The organism is Streptomyces sp. x-19 (assembly GCF_046549115.1).
Lineage (GTDB): Bacteria > Actinomycetota > Actinomycetes > Streptomycetales > Streptomycetaceae > Streptomyces > Streptomyces albulus_C.
Window position 1 is genome coordinate 70741 of sequence record NZ_JAJPWK010000004.1, and the last position, 16432, is coordinate 87172.

At 70.4% G+C, this 16432-nt stretch carries 11 protein-coding genes and 1 pseudogene; 5 read left to right on the plus strand and 7 right to left on the minus strand.

Features of this window, described 5'->3' with window-relative positions; all coding sequences use genetic code 11:
• Positions 1-118 precede the first annotated feature (118 nt).
• Positions 119-1417 carry a UDP-glucose dehydrogenase family protein gene (locus ACLJT4_RS12830; protein WP_411122427.1) on the minus strand — a complete coding sequence of 433 codons (1299 nt, stop codon included), beginning with the start codon at positions 1415-1417 and terminating at the stop codon, positions 119-121.
• 316 nt (positions 1418-1733) lie between these two features.
• On the opposite strand from ACLJT4_RS12830, the gene ACLJT4_RS12835 reads away from it, so the two are divergent.
• Positions 1734-2525 (plus strand): TetR family transcriptional regulator, encoded by a 792-nt coding sequence (locus tag ACLJT4_RS12835; protein WP_411122428.1) that lies wholly within the window; start codon positions 1734-1736, stop codon positions 2523-2525.
• A 58-nt stretch (positions 2526-2583) separates the two neighbouring features.
• Here ACLJT4_RS12835 and ACLJT4_RS12840 read toward each other — a convergent pair whose 3' ends face one another.
• Positions 2584-3261, minus strand: a complete 678-nt coding sequence (locus ACLJT4_RS12840) for a ribonuclease H (protein WP_411122429.1) — start codon at positions 3259-3261, stop codon at positions 2584-2586.
• 90 nt (positions 3262-3351) lie between these two features.
• Between ACLJT4_RS12840 and ACLJT4_RS12845 the strand changes: the two genes are divergently transcribed.
• Positions 3352-4014 (plus strand): TetR/AcrR family transcriptional regulator, encoded by a 663-nt coding sequence (locus ACLJT4_RS12845; protein ID WP_411122430.1) that lies wholly within the window; start codon positions 3352-3354, stop codon positions 4012-4014.
• Positions 4011-4166, plus strand: a pseudogene (locus ACLJT4_RS12850) (MFS transporter); the annotation flags it as partial. The gene ACLJT4_RS12845 and the pseudogene ACLJT4_RS12850, both read left to right, overlap by 4 nt.
• A gap of 93 nt (positions 4167-4259) precedes the next feature.
• On the opposite strand, the gene gndA reads toward ACLJT4_RS12850, so the two are convergent.
• The 3 genes from gndA to ACLJT4_RS12865 all read right to left on the minus strand — a co-directional run bounded on the left by gndA (position 4260) and on the right by ACLJT4_RS12865 (position 9131).
• A complete protein-coding gene (gndA, locus tag ACLJT4_RS12855) occupies positions 4260-5714 on the minus strand; it encodes an NADP-dependent phosphogluconate dehydrogenase (RefSeq protein WP_411122431.1) in 1455 nt (484 codons plus the stop codon).
• A 388-nt stretch (positions 5715-6102) separates the two neighbouring features.
• Positions 6103-7833 (minus strand): flavin reductase, encoded by a 1731-nt coding sequence (locus ACLJT4_RS12860; RefSeq protein WP_411122432.1) that lies wholly within the window; start codon positions 7831-7833, stop codon positions 6103-6105.
• 77 nt (positions 7834-7910) lie between these two features.
• Positions 7911-9131: a styrene monooxygenase/indole monooxygenase family protein gene (locus tag ACLJT4_RS12865; RefSeq protein ID WP_411122433.1), complete on the minus strand. Its 1221-nt coding sequence runs from the start codon at positions 9129-9131 to the stop codon at positions 7911-7913.
• Positions 9132-9667: 536 nt separating this feature from the next.
• Between ACLJT4_RS12865 and ACLJT4_RS12870 the strand changes: the two genes are divergently transcribed.
• Positions 9668-10648 carry an AraC family transcriptional regulator gene (locus tag ACLJT4_RS12870; protein WP_411122434.1) on the plus strand — a complete coding sequence of 327 codons (981 nt, stop codon included), beginning with the start codon at positions 9668-9670 and terminating at the stop codon, positions 10646-10648.
• Positions 10649-10763: 115 nt separating this feature from the next.
• Here ACLJT4_RS12870 and ACLJT4_RS12875 read toward each other — a convergent pair whose 3' ends face one another.
• Both ACLJT4_RS12875 and ACLJT4_RS12880 read right to left on the minus strand, forming a co-directional pair.
• Entirely contained in the window at positions 10764-11378 is a 615-nt protein-coding gene (locus ACLJT4_RS12875; RefSeq protein ID WP_411122435.1) for a DJ-1/PfpI family protein, read from the minus strand.
• On the minus strand, positions 11375-12346 hold the full coding sequence (locus ACLJT4_RS12880; protein WP_411122436.1) for a GlxA family transcriptional regulator: 972 nt from the start codon (positions 12344-12346) through the stop codon (positions 11375-11377). Before ACLJT4_RS12880 ends, ACLJT4_RS12875 begins: the two co-directional genes overlap by 4 nt.
• Before the next feature lie 1501 nt (positions 12347-13847).
• On the opposite strand from ACLJT4_RS12880, the gene ACLJT4_RS12885 reads away from it, so the two are divergent.
• Positions 13848-16418: a Pls/PosA family non-ribosomal peptide synthetase gene (locus ACLJT4_RS12885; RefSeq protein WP_411122437.1), complete on the plus strand. Its 2571-nt coding sequence runs from the start codon at positions 13848-13850 to the stop codon at positions 16416-16418.
• The last annotated feature ends 14 nt before the right edge of the window (positions 16419-16432 follow it).

A 16432-nucleotide genomic window follows, 5' to 3' on the forward strand; every position in this document is an offset into this window, starting at 1 on the left:
CGGGAGCCTTTCTCTAGGGATTTCTTCGATGCTGGGGACGGGGAAAGGGGGCGGCCGGCGGACGGGAACGGTCAGCGGACCCGCCCGGGCGCGAGCGGAACGCCGGCCGCCCCACGTTTCACGCCACCCGGGCCGGCGCCGCCGTGCGTCCGATGCCCTGCCAGCTCAGCCCGGCCCGGGCGAGCCGGTCGGCGTCGAGCAGGTTGCGGAAGTCGTGGACCTCGTGGCCGGCCATCCGGGCGGCGATCGCGGCCCAGTCGAGGTCGCGCAGTTCCGGCCACTCGGTGAGGACGACGCAGACCGCGGCCCCGTCTGCCGCCCGCACCGGATCGCCGACGAGGTCGACCAGATCGCTCAGGTCGGGCCGCTCCTCGCGCAACGCCGGGTCGTAGCCGGTGAGTTCGGCGCCGCGCTCGCGCAGCAGCCGGGCGACGGCGAGCGCGGGCGAGTCGCGCAGGTCGGAGGTGCCGGCCTTGAACGTCAGGCCGTACAGGGCGATCCGTACGCCGCGCAGGGAGCCGTCGGCGCTGCCGCACGCGGCGGTGACGCGCTCGACGAGCTGGCGCTGGTGGGTGACGTTGGTCTCGATGGTGGCGCTCAACAGGGGGAAGTCGACGCCGGCCTGGTCGCACGCGGTCAGCAGGGCGTGGGTGTCCTTGGGCAGGCAGGAGCCGCCCCAACCGGGCCCGGGCCGCAGGAACGCGGAGCCGATCCGCGGATCGCGCCCGATGCCCTCCGTGACGTCGCTGATGTCCGCGCCGAAGCGCTCGCAGACGGTGGCGAGGTTGTTGGCGAAGGACAGCTTCATCGCGAGGAAGAAGTTCGCCGCGTACTTGGTCAGTTCGGCACTGGCCGGATCGGTGAGCACCAAGGGGGCGTCGAGTCCGGCGTACAGGTCGGCCACCCGCCGGGCGGCGTCCTGGTCGGCGGCGCCGATCACGATGCGGTCGGGGTGCAGGAAGTCGTGGACGGCGCGGCCCTCGCGCAGGAACTCGGGGTTGCTGACCACCGCAACGTCCGCCCGGCCGAGCAGCGCGGCGACGCGCTCGCCGGTGCCGACCGGCACCGTGGACTTGTTGACGACGACGCAGCCGGTCGGCAGCACGTCGCGGATCTGGCCGGCGACGGCCTCCACGGCGGCGAGGTCGGCCGCGCCGCCCGCGCCCATGGGCGTGGGCAGGCACAGAAAGACCACCTCGGCCTCGGCGACGGCGGCGGCCGTGTCGCCGGTGAACTCCAACAGGTCCGCGTCCAGGGCCTCCCGGACGGTCCCGGGCAGGTCGGGTTCGAGGATGTCGACCCGGGCCTGGCGCAACCGCTCGACCTTGTGCGGGTCGGCGTCCGCGCACACCACCCGGTGGCCGAGCGAGGCCAGGCAGGCGCCGGTGGTCAGTCCGACGTATCCGGTTCCGATCACGGCAACGCGTCGAGCAGGCACAGCAGATCACCACTTCCGATCGTGGGGGGTGCACGCGTGCGGCGGCTGTGGCGGTGCGCGGGTCGACGCGCGCCGCCGCGCCGTGCGGGCGGACCTGGCACGGGCCGAACCCGTCGTCGCCGCCCCCGGCATGGCAAGCACTCAAGTCATCAATCGTTGAACTGGTTCAGGTATGTCATGTGGCCCGAATAGAAGTCAACGATTGATGACATTGGCCGGTGACTTTGAGACAGTCGCCGCAGACTGGAACATGGGCGCATGACGCACGGGGCGCGGACGACGGAGGTGCAGTGACGTGACGGGAGTGCAGAACGGCGGGACGGCAAAGGTGGTGGCCCGTAGGCGCTCGGCCTCGGCCACGCGCACCGCACTCAGGGCCGCCGCGTCCTTCCGCTTCGGCAAGTACGGCTACGAGGGCACCAGCGTGCGCGACATCGCGGGCGACGTGGGGGTGGACGCCGCGCTCGTCTACCGCTACTTCGGCTCGAAGGAAGCACTGTTCAACGACGTGGCCTGCACGGGCAAGATGTTCGAGCCGCTGCTGCAGGAGCCGGTCGAAGCGATCCCCGACTGGTTCTGCGCACTGCTCATGGGCGCGCCGACGGAGGGCGACTTCCCGCACCCCGTGCTGTCCGTGTTGCGGTCCAACGGCCGCGACGAGGCGGTGGGGCGGTTGCGCGCCGACTTCACGGACGTGTTCTCCAAGCGGCTGGCCGCGCGTCTGGGCGGCGCCGACGCGGACCTGCGCGCGGAACTCCTGGCGGCCTGGATGCTCGGCACCAGTCTGATGCGCACGGAGATCCGTTCACCCGCCCTGGCAGCGGTCTCGGACACCACCCTGGAGCGGTACCTGCGGGCCGGCATCGAGGTCCTGATGACCCCGGCCTCGGAGCACGGCGACGCCGGGTCGGCCGGCGCCGCGGACGGCGAGTGCCCCACGACGGCGCCGTTCCCCCGCTGCGCCGACGCCGCCGCCGAGGATCCCGACGGGCCCGCGGGGTGCGAGACGTACGAAGCCTGCGTCCGCGACCGCGCGGGACGCCTCAACGGCAGTTGTCCCGAGAACTGCCCGATTGGCCGGGACTGACCGGCGCCGCCCCGCACCCGCCGTTCACCACCCGCGCCCCGTACGCGCCCACGGGCCGTCAGAGGCAGTCCGGGTGGCCCCAACCACGCGGCCCCTTGGCCACCTTCGTGCCGGCCTCGTAGGCTCCGCGGCACGCGCCGCAGTGGCCGGGGAACTTGGCCTTGATGGTGGCGCCCTTCCCCGTGCGCCGGGTGGCCTTGGCCGGTGCGCCCGCACCGCCGCCGGGCCGTTGCAGCGCTTCGGTCCGAGGTTCCGGAACCGTCAGGTCCCCCCGGGAGGTGCCGGCGGCCTGCTGGGTCACGGCGGCGGTGCTGGCCGCCTGGTCGGCGATGGCGTTCAACGGGTCGCCATCGACCTGGTGCGCCGGCACGTAGCGGAACTCCACGGCGCGGCCGTCCAGCAGGGCGTCGATCCGCACGACGAGCTCACGGTTGGCGACCGGCTTCTTGGACGCCGTCAGCCAGCCGTTCCGCTTCCAACCGGCGATCCATTTGGTCACCGCGTTCATCGCGTACTGGGAGTCCATGCGGACCTCCAGCGGCAGTGCGGAGTCGGTGGCTTCCAACAGCTCGGCCAGGGCGGTCAGTTCGGCGACGTTGTTGGTCGCCGTGCCCAAGGGACCGGCCTCCCAGCGCGTGGGGTTCCCCTCGGTGTCGGCGGTGACCCAGGCCCAGGCGGCTCGGCCGGGATTGCCTTTGCTGGCCCCGTCACAGGCAGCGATGATGCGATCGGACATCCCCCGATCATGCCACGTCCGACGACGGCCGAGCCACGTCGCGCCCGCACCGCATAGACACTGTCTACCGAGCGCTGGTAGACAGCGTCTATGCACCGTGAGAAATCCCTTCGGGAGCGCTTGGTCGACGTCGGGGTGGAGCTCGTCCTGACCGAGGGTTCCGGGTCGCTCGGACTGCGCGAGATCGCCCGCCGGGCAGGCGTGTCGCACGGGGCACCCCGGCGGTACTTCCCGACGCACCACGCGCTGCTCTCCGCGATCGCCCACCGCGGCTTCGCGGACCTCGACGCCGAGTTCACCGCCGCGCTCGCCGCCGCGACGACGCCCCGCGCCCAGATGCAGGCCGTGGGCCTGGCCTACGTCAGGTACGCACTGGAGCGGCGCGGCATGTTCGAGCTGATGTTCCGCCACGACCTGCTCGACAGCACGCAGCACGCGTCCGCCCCGCCCGGGCTGCGGGAGTCGACCCTGCCGCTCTTCGCACGGGTCGTCGCCCTCGTCGCCCGATGCCGAGCGGAACCGGACCAGGCGGCGGACGGGGAGCCGCCCACCGTCACGGCCGCCGCCCTGTGGTCCAACCTGCATGGCGTCGCACAACTGTGGGCGTGGGGCAGCCTGCCCCTCGTGCTCGAAGCCGAACCGCCCGGCGCCGCGCAGCACGACGCCCGGCCGGAACAGCCCGACCGGCCCGACGCACTCGACCGACTCGTCGCGCGGGTGCTCGACGCACACCTGGGCCCGGCGGGCCCGTGACCACTCCCCCGCGGCGGCACGTCGCGCTGCTGGTCGGCGCGGCCGGTGCGATGCTCGTCGCGCTGAACGGGACCGTGCTGCTGGTGGCGCAGCCCGGCCTGCGGCGAGATCTCGACGCGGACGTGACACGGGTCCAGTGGACGAGCACCGCCGCAGGACGGAGGGCGATGCCGCGGCGGTGCCAGCCGGCGAGGGGCGCGCTGAGGGCGTCGAGGCCGTCGGCGTAGATCCCAGCGGGGCCGCTGCTACGCGGCCCCGCCGTCCGTCCGCACCTCGGGACGGCCCGGCTCGGCCCAGCGTGTGTGGAAGGTGCCGGGGCGGTCGGTGCGGTGGTAGGTGTGTGCGCCGAAGAAGTCGCGCTGCCCCTGGACCAGGGCGGCGGGCAGGTGCTCGCTGCGCAGGGTGTCGTAGGAGGCGAGCGCCGCGGCGAACGCCGGGACGGGAATGCCCTGCCGGGCCGCGCTCGCCACGACCGTGCGCCAGGCCGTCTGGGCGTCGGAGACCTCCGCCGCGAACTGCTCCTCGTCGAGCAGACTGACCAGGTCGGGGTTGGCGGCGCGGGCCGCGCGGATCCGGTCGAGGAAAGCGGCGCGGATGATGCAGCCGCCGCGCCAGATCTTCGCCACCGCTCCGAGGTCGATGTCCCAGCCGTACTCGGCCGCGCCGTCACGGATCATGGTCCACCCCTGGTCGTAGGCGATGACCTTCGACGCGTAGAGGGCCTGCTCGACGTCCCGGGTGAAGCGGTCCGCCTCCTGCGGGCTCATCTCGTGCGGGGTGCCGCCGGGCAGCGACCGGTACGCCTCGCGCAGTTCGGCCCGGGAGGAGGCGACCCGGGCGAAGGTGGCCTGGGCGATGGCGGTGACCGGGGAACCCAGGTCCAGGGCGGTCTGCACGGTCCACCGCCCGGTGCCCTTCTGCTCCGCGGCGTCCCGGACGACGTCGACGAAGGGCCGGCCGGTGTCGGCGTCGGTGTGGGCGAGGACCTCGGCGGTGATCTCGATCAGGTAGGAGTCGAGGCGCCCCTGGTTCCAGCGCTTGAAGATCTCGGCGATCTCGGCGGGGGCGTACCCGCCGACCGCGCGCAGGAGGTGGTACGCCTCGGCGATGAGCTGCATGTCGGCGTACTCGATGCCGTTGTGCACCATCTTCACGAAGTGGCCGGCGCCGTCGGTCCCGATGTGGGTGCAGCAGGGGTCGCCGTCCACGTGGGCACTGATCTTCTCCAGCATGGGGCCGAGGACCTCGTAGGACTCGGCGGAGCCGCCGGGCATGATCGAGGGGCCGTGCAGCGCGCCCTCCTCGCCTCCGGAGACGCCGCTGCCGACGAAGTGGATGCCGCGCCGGCGCAGCGACTGCTCGCGGCGGCGGGTGTCGGCGAAGTGCGCGTTGCCGCCGTCGATGATCATGTCGCCCGGCTCCAGCAGCGGGGCGAACTCCTCGATGACCGCGTCGGTGGGCTGGCCGGCCTTGACCATCATCAACAGCCGGCGCGGCCGCTCCAGAGCGGCCACGAAGTCCTGCGGCGATTCCGCCGGGACGAACGTGCCCTCGTGACCGAACTGGTCGACCAGGTCCGTGGTGCGTTCGGGGGTGCGGTTGTGCACCGCGACCGTGTAGCCGTTGCGGGCGAAGTTCCGCGCCAGGTTGCGGCCCATGACCGCCAGCCCCGTCACGCCGATCTGTGCCGATGCCGCCATGGCAGTGCTTCCTTCCTCGGAGTTCCGGAATGCTTGCGGACAGGCGGCGCAGCCGTCCGAGCCGGGCGTTCGGTCCCTCGGCGCACTCCACGCACGCGAACGAGCGCCGTCGGCGCCCGGAATAAAGGATCACCAACGGACCGCGGGGCCGCGCGGTGTGTTGGCCCATTCGCATGCCTCCGGAAAGCGGCGCGGCGCGGCTCATCTCCCGGCAGGAGCGCGATGGCGGCGCGTCCGAGCCGCTGGGCGCTGTCGTCACGGCGAGGCGGCCGTGGCTTGGAAGGACGCCATCGCGCCCGGGGCATTCCAGGGGGAAGTCCGGTGTCACCGGACGACGCCGGGATCCCTCTCCGCCGCACGGGGGAGCAGAGGGGATCCACCTGCGCGTTCACAGATCTGGATGCCTCGTCGCCCTCTGGTAGTGCCCCGAGTGGAACACCAGGGGCGTACCGCCGTCGGCCTCGTACTCTTCGACCTCGCCGAGGAAGATGACGTGGTCGCCGGCGTCGAGGCGTTGGACGGTGCGGCATTGGAAGCGGGCGACCGCACCGTCCAGGAGGGGGGTGCCGGCGATGCCGGGGGTGGTGGGGGTACCGCGGAACTTGTCGTCGGCCGGGGTGGCGAACTGGCGGGAGAGGTGGTGTTGGTCGGCGGCCAGTACGTGGACGGCGAAGTGCGAGGCGTCGGTGAAGTCCGGAAGGCTCGGGCTGTTTTTGCCGGGGCACCACAGGACGAGGGGCGGGTTCAACGAGACGGAGGTGAAGGAGTTCGCGGTCATGCCGACGTTGCGGCCGTCGGGGGCGCGGGCCGTCACCACGGTCACGCCGGTGGCGTACTGGCCCAGCGCGCGGCGCAGCGTGCGGCCGTCGAAGCGGGCGGCGTGCTGGGCCCGCTTCTCGGCGAGGAAGCGGAGTGCCTCGGCCTCCTCGAACCACCAGCGGTAGAGGGTGCGCGGGTCGTCGAACCCGGCGGCGAGGGCGCCGGCGACCGAGGGGAGGTCGGCCGCCGCGGTCAAGAGGTCGCGCTGGTGGGGACTCAGTTCGGTCAGGTGGGAGTTGGTCCAGCCGACGGCCCATTGGCCCCAGCCACGCCAGAAGTTGTCGAAGGTGCGCCGCATCCAGTGCGGGGTGAATTCGGCGGTGCCGTGGCGGAGGATGCTGTCGAGGTAGTGGGTCGCGGCCTGGGCCGCGTTGTGCGAACCCTGGCCGGTGATCGGTTCGTTGACGACGACGGCGTCGGCCATGCCGAGGACGTGGCGGCCGGAGGCCAGGCGGGCAACGGGGTGCCGGACGGTCGGAGTGAGCCTGTCGCGCAACACGCCGCCGTTGTCGGTGAGTCGGACGTGGCGGTGGCGCTCGTACTCGTCGGGGAAGAACCGGTGGAGGATTTCCAGTGAGCGGGTGAGGTGGTCTTCGGGTGTGCGGACGTCGTCCCAGCAGTCCATCGGGCCGCCGGGGACGCCTTCGAAGACCATGACGTCGCAGGGGCCGGTGGCGGCGAGGGCCGGGAAGGAGAAGTATTCGCCGACACCGGGGACCAGCCGGTAGTGGACGGCACCCTCCCCCGCCCGCGGTGCCGCTCCCGTGACGTACGTCAGGGCCAGCGCGCGGCGCGGCAGGTCGTACGGGGAGAGTTCGCAGTTGCGTGGGAAGAGTTGGCTCAGCTCGCCCTTGCCTGTGGAGACCACGACGAGATCGTGCGTGCGGGCGTACCATTCGAGGTCGTTGACGCCCGCCTCGTGCAGCACGATCTCGCCGCGGCCACCGTCCGCGAACTGCTCAAGCCAGGCAGCGCACTTGACCCGCTGGTCTACACAGCGGGCGGGGCCCTCCAGTGGCGCGTGCCAGGAGACGTTCGGAGTACCGTGCGGACCGACGAGCGAGAACGCCAGGCCGGAGATGTCCGGGGCCTGGCCCTCCCAGTGGTGCAGGCCGAGTTCACGCTCGCTCTGCAGCGCGGTCGCGGTGTCGAACGTGCACTGACTGGACATGACCGGGCCGCGACGCATCTCGTCGGGGTCGCGGTCGGTGACCAAGGTGACGTCATAGCCGTGCGCCTGGAGTCCCAGGGCGAGTTGGGTACCCGCCGGCCCGGCTCCGACCACCGCGATCCTTCTCATGTCCCGCTGTCCTGCTCTCGTAACGCACCTATTGCTGACGTAGCGTCAGCTGGCTCCCACCGTCTCCCGACGCCCTCTCAGGCACTGGTCTCCATCAGGTAGTTCTTCGCCGCTACCGGGTCCATGAACCAGTGGAGCAGGTCGCGCGGGTCGTCGAACCCGTTGACGAAGCGGGCGGCTATACGGGAGTTGGCGCTCGCCGCGCCGAAGATCTCCAGAACGTGCTGCGGCGGGACACCCAGCATCGCGTTGGTCCACGCCGTGGCGGACTGCGCGTTGTCCCAGAAGCGGCCGAAGGCCAACTCCATGAACGCCGCATCGTAGGGGCGCTCGCCGTGGTCCAGGATGGTGGCGAGGTAGGAGGCCGCGCACTTCGAGGCGTTGTTGGAACCCTGGCCGGTGATCGGATCGTTCAGGACGACGACGTCGGCGAGGCCGAGCACCTGCGCGCCGGAGGGCAGCGTGGCGACGGGCTTGCGGACGGTCGGCGCGAAGCGACCGGTGAGGGTGCCGTTCCAGTCGGTGAGCTTGACATCGGTGCAGCGCTCGGCCTCCCACGGAACATACGTCCGCAACAGCTCCTGGAACTTCGCCAGTTGCTGGTCGGGGGCGAGCCCGTCGAAGCAGTCGAGCGGGCCGCCCGGGATGCCCTCGAAGAACATGATGTCGCAGGGGCCGCTGGTGGTGAGACTGGGCATGGTGAAGTACTCACCCACACCGGGGATGACGTTGAAGCTGACGCCGGGGCGGTCGGGCAGCGCCGCCATGCCGGTGACGTACGCCAGGGCCAGCGCGCGCTGCGGAGCGCCGTACGGGGAACGCGCGGCGTCCCGCTCGAACAACCCGGCGATCTCGCCCTTGCCGGCCGCGACGATCACCAGGTCGGACTCGGCGGCGTACCGCTCCAGGTCCTCGATGCCGGCCTCGCAGAGGTCCAGACGGCCGCCGCGGCGCGCGAACTCGCCCATCCAGAGCGGCATTTTGACGCGTTGGTCGATGGAGCGAGCGGTGGCCTCCAGGCGGGCGTCGAAGGAGAGCGCCCGGCCGCCCTGACCGTCGGCGATGCTCACGCCGAGCCCCTCGATCGACGGGCAGGCGTCGCCCCAGAAGTCGAGCCCGAGGTTGCGCTCGTGGGCCAGCGCGGTGCCGAACATGGCCTGGCTGGACATGACCCGGCCCTCGCGGATCTGGTCTCCGGTGCGGTTCGACACGATGGTGACGTCATAACCGTGGTCGGCCAGGCCGACGCCGAGCTGGAGACCGGCCTGGCCGGCTCCGACGATGGCGATCTTGCGCATGAGGAGGATCTCCGGGGTTGGGGTGTGCGGTTTTCCGAGCGGTGCCGCGCGGTGCCGGGCGATGCCGTGCGCCGCGCAGCGTTTCGGCGCGTGGCGGCGCCCACGAGAGGGGGCGCCGGTGTGGAATGCGGCTGCCCGCCCGAGGGGGGTGGCGGGCAGCCGCAGGAGGCCGGGTCACCCTGAGGACCCGGGGGGGTGGGTCCCGGGTGACCCGGCCGGCTAACGGGGCCCGACCGAAAGGGCGAGCAGGGGCGGCAGGGGCAAGGGGGCGGCAACATGTGGGGTTGCCACCTCGGCGGCTCTCGCCGTGCCGGTCGCACGTGAGGCGCGCAGCGCGTGTGCGACGGGCCGTCCGCTGGGCGTGACCTCGTCCCTGACGAGCGCGGTCCGGCCCGGCACTCCCTGCATTGTTGTATCCCTGGATTCTCTCGGGTCCTCGGCGGTCAGGGAGCAATGCTGGTATGGGAAGATCATCTTCGCTATCCGGATCACGCGGGTCGCTGTCCCGATCGCGCATCTCGGCGGTGGAGGTTCACATGCCCGCTGAAGAGTCCCCCCTCGCAAATCACCAGAGGTTCCACACAGCGGACATCTGGGAGGCACGGGCCGAGGTCGCCCGCGCCTTCTGTCCGCACGAACTGCGCATCACGCGGCGCTCGGCGACGCTGGACGCCCGGCTGCACGGCGCGCCCTTCGATCGGACCGGTCTGTACTACCTCGATTACGGGACGGAAGTGCGGATCACACCGGGCGATCTGGAGAGCTTCTTCCTCGTCCAGATCCCGCTCGCCGGTTACGCCGAAATCACCTGCGGCCGCGAGGAGATCATCTCCTCCCCCGAACTCGCTTCCGTCCCCTCTCCGACCGGAAAGTTGGACATGCGCTGGGGCGACGGCAATCCACAGCTGATCGTGTGGTTCGACCGATCGTCGCTGGAATCGCACCTGGGCAGCCTGCTCGGGCGCACCGTGCGCCGCCCGATCTTCTTCTCCCTCGGCATGAACCTCACCACGCCGGGCTCCCGATCCTGGCTCAACATCGTCGACCTCATGCGCCGGGAGGCGGAGGGGGCGGGCGGCATGACCAGCCAGCCCCTGGTGACGAAACAGCTTGAATCACTCCTCATGACCCAGCTTTTGCTGGCCCAGCCCCACAACTACACGACGGCACTGCTCGGCGAGCAACCGCGCGTCGCTCCGCCCGCCGTCCGCCGCGCCATGGAGGTCATCGAGGGACACGCCGCCGAGCCGCTCACGGTCGCAGAGATCGCGGAATGCGTCGGCGTCGGCGTACGGGCCCTTCAGGAAGGCTTCCGCCGACACCTCGACACGACGCCGCTCGCGTACCTGCGCGAGGTCCGCCTGGACCGCGTGCGCAAGGAACTCCTGGCCTCCGACCCGGGTACCGTGACCGTCACCACCGTCGCCTCCCGCTGGGGCTTCCTGCACCCGGGCCGTTTCTCGCTCGCGTACCGCCGACAGTTCGGTGAGTCGCCGTCGGAGACGTTGCGGTCGTAGGAGAACTTCGGCCTTTCCACCGCCCTGTCGCTGAGCGGACGGCGGGCGGGACGATGCGGGCCGTTGTGTCTGTCCGCAGTCCTGCCGGTGCCGGTCGGCCTCGGCAGACAGGCTGTCAGGGCCGCCAGGCGGGGGCCGGCTCGTCGGCGAGGTACGGCGGAGCCGGCTCGTACTGGATGTAGCGGCGGACGGCGCGGGCGTGGTCGCGGCCGTGGAGGCGGCCGACGAGCCACAGGGCCATGTCGATACCGGCGGATACGCCCTGACTGGTGACCAGGTTGCCGTCGACGACGTAGCGGGCGTCGCGGACCACGGTGACGTCGCCCCGGGCTTGCAGGGTGTCCTCGAACAGGTGGTGGGTCGCGACCCGGCGGCCGCGGGCCGGTCCTGCCTCGTGCAGCAGCAGTGCCCCGGTGCACACGCCGGTGGTCCAGGCAGTGCCGGCGGAGGTGTTGCGGATCCAGTCGATGAGCACCGGGTTGGACACTTCGCGGCGGGTGCCGTTGCCGCCGGGGACCAGGAGGACGTCCAGTGCAGGGTGGTCGTCCAGGGTGTGGTCCGGCAGGACCCGCATGCCCTTGTTGCAGCGGACGGGGTCGGGGTGTTCGGCGATGAGCAGCGCGGTGTCGACGTGTTCGCGCAGCATGGAGGAGGCGGTGAACACCTCCCACGGCCCGGTGAAGTCCAGCTCCTCCGCTCCGTCGAAGACCAGCAGTCCGTAGGTGGTCATGTGTGCTCCCTGGTGGAACGGAATCGGTCGCGGTAGTCGGACGGTGCAACACCCAGACGGCGGTGGAACGCGCGGCGCAGCGTCTCCGCGGTGCCGAAGCCGCACCGCCGTGCGATGGTCTCGACGGGGTGGCCGGTCTCGGCGAGGGCCCGTTTCGCCGCCTCGACGCGTACGCCCTCGACATACGTTGCGGGCGGGGTGCCGAGTTCGGCGGTGAACCTGCGTTGGAGGTGGCGGGGGCTCAGCCCGGCGTGTGCGGCGAGGTCGGTGATGCCGTGTCGGGCTCCGGGATCGGCGTGGATCGCCGAGACCACGGCGCGGAGGGGATCGGTGGACGGCTGCCCCGACCACAGCGGCACGCTGAACTGCGACTGGTTGCCCGGTCGGCGCAGGAACAACACCATCTCCTGTGCGACGGCGTGCGCGACCTCCCGGCCCACGTCGTCCTCCACCAGGGCGAGTGCGAGGTCCATCCCCGCCGTCACCCCGGCCGACGTCCACACCCGCCCGTCCCTGAGGAAGATCGGATCGCAGTCGACGGCCAGTTCGGGATGCTCCCGGACGAGCTGTTGCTCGCGCGCCCAGTGCGTGGTCGCCCGCCGCCCGTGCAGCAGCCCGGCGGCGGCCAGGAGGAACACCCCGCTGCACACCGAGGCAACGCGTCGCGCGCCGGCCCCCGCGTCGGCGATCCAGCCTGTCAGTACCGGATCGTGACGGGCCTGGTCGACTCCTCCACCGCCGGCCACCACCAGCGTGTCGATCCCCGCCGGGTCCAGATCGGCCACGGCGTGGGGAACGTGGACCGGAAGGCCGCTGCCGGACCGTACCGGTCCCGGGCGTGGTGCCGTGACCTGGCAGGAGTATCTGCCGGTGAGTTGATGGGCGTTTTGGAAGACCTCGTACGGGCCGAAGAGGTCAAGGGGCTGGAACCCCTCGAAGATCACAAAGACGATGCGGTGCTGCTCCACCCCTCCACCCTGCGATCCGGCTCCGTCCGACGTCAACGACAGACACCCCACGCTTCGTGCCACACCAACGGTGTGGCGGCCGTGGGACGACGGAGACTCGATGACCGGGAACGCCTGCGACCGAGACCAGACCAGCACGGGAAGCACCGCGGCCCGCGTCAAGGCGCAGGCGATATCGGCGAATTCGGCACTCTTTGCGCCATCCCACCCGCCCCATGTGCGACTCGGTGAACAGTGGACGCTTCAGGGTTGACCGAATAGTTCGCTTCTTCCTTGCGGAGTTTTACGGGTGTGGCCCATACGCGACGGACCAGAGCGGCGAAAAGCCGCAGATGGCGAATACTTACCGGCCCTTGCGTTACGTATTGGCCAGGGCTTTCGACGTTGCCGGAAGGCGCCGGTTGGCCTGATATCGAGACGTTGACAACCAGCCATATCGAACCCCTCGATACGCCCGTTTGTTTCACGCCCAGAAGGGGCCGGGGACGGTGATCTGTATACGTGGATTTGGTTTCCACTAGAACCGCACCAGGTTGTTACGTGAAAGTCACGCGGTAGAGTGGCGGTTATTACTGGAGGCGGACTCGGGGGTTCCGCCTTCTGGTGGCGCGTGGGTTTCCGCTCGCCCAAGGGGTTTTGGGCTCTCAAGGATTCTCGATGACGAAGCGAAGTCGCCCGTCCAGGGCGTGGGGCTGGGATGGAAACCGGGCTGACGTGACGGTGCGCCGACGGGGAACGAGCGGATCGGCAGAGTGTGGCGCTGGCGACCGGGGGGCGCCGCGGCGCTTTGCTGCGCTTCTCGGCGGAGCCGGCTCGGCCGCCCCGACTTCCCCGCACCGTTCCGGTCTGCGTGAATCCACAGGCCATGTGGTGCAGGCTTCGATCTCGTCGCCTGAACACCGTGGGTGTCGCCATGGCGACACCAGGGGTTGCGATGCGCCGTCGCGGGCTTCGCCCCGCGCTTAGCGACCAGCCCAGCCCCAGGTGGCACGGTGGCCGACGCCCGTGATCGCAGGCCAGGGCCACGTCCGGAGCGGTCGCGGCGTCCGTTCAAGGCTGGGGCTTCGCCTGGGCTCGTCGGTCTCCCCGGCTGCGACGGATCGCGGCCCGAAAAGGATGTCGGCCTCGGCCAAGACAAAGACTGTCCCTGGATTCCCTCCCCCGCCCAACGCGCCTCACCCGCCGAGTTCGCGTCTCACCCTGGTCACCGGCCCATGGAACTGATATCGCGTGACAGATCTTCTCGAACGTAGGGTCGGGAATACGGGATGTGCCACGCCATCCATGCCGCTCCCTCTCTCCTCCCCACGGCCGTTGGATATTCGCAGACCTGTTCCTGGCACAACATGTCCTCCGCCCTGGCGAGACACCCGGATCTCGGCACCCCGTTCACCGAACAAATCCCGCAACGTACACCTGTATCAATAGCCATGCCCCAAAAGGCCGGGCGGGCACACCTCGGAAGTCGGCACGCCACACAACTGCACCGGGGATCTCCCTGATGCGCGCAACCTACGGAGTGCACAAGTTGACCAAATCCACCGACATTTCGACCGACGAGCCGACCGATATTTTTCCCGCCCCCCACGAAGAGGAGAATGCGCCACACAGCACGGAAGGGATCTTCGCCGAGTTGTTAGCCGCACTGGTGGGCGCCGAGCGAGTGCCGGTCGACAGCCACTTCTTCAACGACCTCGGCGCCGACTCCATGGTGATGGCGCACTTTTGTGCCCGGGTCAGAAAACGACCGGAGCTGCCGCCGGTATCGATGAAGGACATCTACCAGCACCCCACCGTCCGCGGCCTCGCGGCGGCGCTGGAGCAGGCCGCGTCCGAACCCGCCGCCCCGACGGCCCCGGCACCGGTCGAACCGCCACCGCGGGGCAGCAGCATCCGCTACGTCCTGTGCGGGGCCGCACAGTTGCTGTTCTTCCTCGGTTACTCCTACCTCACCGCTCTGTGCACCACGAGGGGCTACGACTGGGTGTCCGACGGCTCCGGGGTGATCGGCATCTACCGCCGGGCGGTGCTCTTCGGCAGCGCCGAGTGCATCGGCCTGAGCCTCTTCCCGATCGTGGCCAAGTGGCTGCTCATCGGCCGCTGGACGCCGCGTGAGTTCCCGGTCTGGGGGCTGACCTACCTGCGCTTCTGGATCGTCAAGGTGCTGGTGCAGGCCAATCCCATGGTGCTGTTCGTCGGCAGTCCGGTGTACGTGCTCTACCTGCGGGCCCTGGGCGCCAAGATCGGCAAGCACGTCACGGTCCTGTCCCGTCACGTCCCCGTCTGCACCGACCTGCTCACCGTCGGCGCCGGGACGGTGATCCGCAAGGACTCGTTCTTCCTCTGCTACCGGGCCCAGGCCGGGCGGATCCAGACCGGCCCGGTCGCCCTCGGCCGGGACGTGTTCATCGGCGAGCGGACCGTCCTGGACATCGACACCGCCATGGGGGACGGGGCGCAGCTCGGCCACACCTCCACCCTGCAACGGGGCGAGGCCGTACCGAGCGGTCAGCGGTGGCACGGATCCCCCGTCCAGCGCACGGAGTTGAACTACGTACGGGTCGCACCGGCGCGGTGCAGCACGTTCCGGCGGGCCGCTTTCGGGTGGGTCAGCTTGCTGAGGACGTTCCTCGTCGGGCTGCCCTTGGTCATCGGTGGTGCCTGTGTGCTGTTGACCAAGGTGTCCATGCCGGTGGGCGGAAAGGCCCTGAGCGAGGAGTCCGTCACCTCGGCGGCGTTCTACCTCGACACCCTGGTCTTCTCCCTCGCGTTGTTCTTCGGCGTCATCGTCGTGGGCCTGACCGTGCTGTGCACCGTCCCGCGTCTGCTGCACCGGGTGATCGAGCCGGGGAAGGTCTATCCGCTGTACGGCTTCCGGTACGGCGTGCACCGCGCGGTCGCGCGCATGACGAACCTCAAGTTCTTCATCTGGCTGTTCGGTGACAGCTCCTACATCGTCCACTACCTCCGAGGTCTGGGGTACGACCTCTCCCGCGTCGAGCAGACCGGCTCGAACTTCGGCAGCGGTCTCCAGCACGAATCTCCGTTCCTGAGCTTCGTCGGCAGCGGAACGATGGTCGCCGACGGACTGTCGATCATCAACGCCGAGATCTCCAGCACCTCCTTCAGCGTGGCGCGCACCGCGATCGGCAGGCAGAACTTCCTCGGCAACTTCATCGCCTACCCGGCCGGGGGGCGGACCGGCGACAACTGCCTCCTGGCGACCAAGGTGATGGTCCCGCTCGAAGGGGAGATCCGGACGGGCGTGGGCCTGCTCGGCTCGCCCTGCTTCGAGATTCCACGGACGGTGGAGCGCGACGCCCGCTTCGACCACCTGCGCGGCGGCGACGAACTGCGCCGCCGGCTCACGGCCAAGAACCGCTACAACCTGCGCTCCATCGGCCTGTTGCTCCTCCTGCGGTGGTTCCACTTCTTCGCGCTGGCCCTGCTGAGCGTGGCCACGTTCTACCGCGACGACGCGTGGGGACAACTCCTGGACGCCGTCCTGCTGGTGTTCTCCCTGGGGTTCACCGTCGTCTACTACGCGTCGGTGGAGCGGTGCATCACGCGCTTCCGGGCGCTGCGGCCGCAGGTGTGCTCCATCTACGACCCCTACTTCTGGCACCACGAACGACTGTGGAAGGTCCCCGACACCCACTTCAACGCCTTCAACGGGACCCCGTTCAAGAACGTCATGTGGCGGCTGATGGGCGTCCGGCTCGGCCGCCGGGTCTTCGACGACGGCTGCTTCATCACCGAACGCACGCTCACCACCATCGGCGACGACTGCGCCCTGAACGCCGGCAGCAAGATCCAGTGCCACTCGCAGGAGGACGGCACCTTCAAGTCCGACCGCAGCACGCTCGGCGCGGGGTGCACCCTCGGCGTCGGCGCGCTCGTCCACTACGGCGTGACGCTGGGCAGCGGCGCGGTGCTCGCCGCCGACTCCTTCCTGATGAAGGGGGAAGAGGTGCCCCGCAACGCCCGGTGGGCGGGCAACCCGGCCGCCGACGCCTCCCGGCACGGGCAACGGTCGCCCAGGACGGACACCGCAGCGGCCCCCGTGCCGTAGGCCGACCGCAGGCC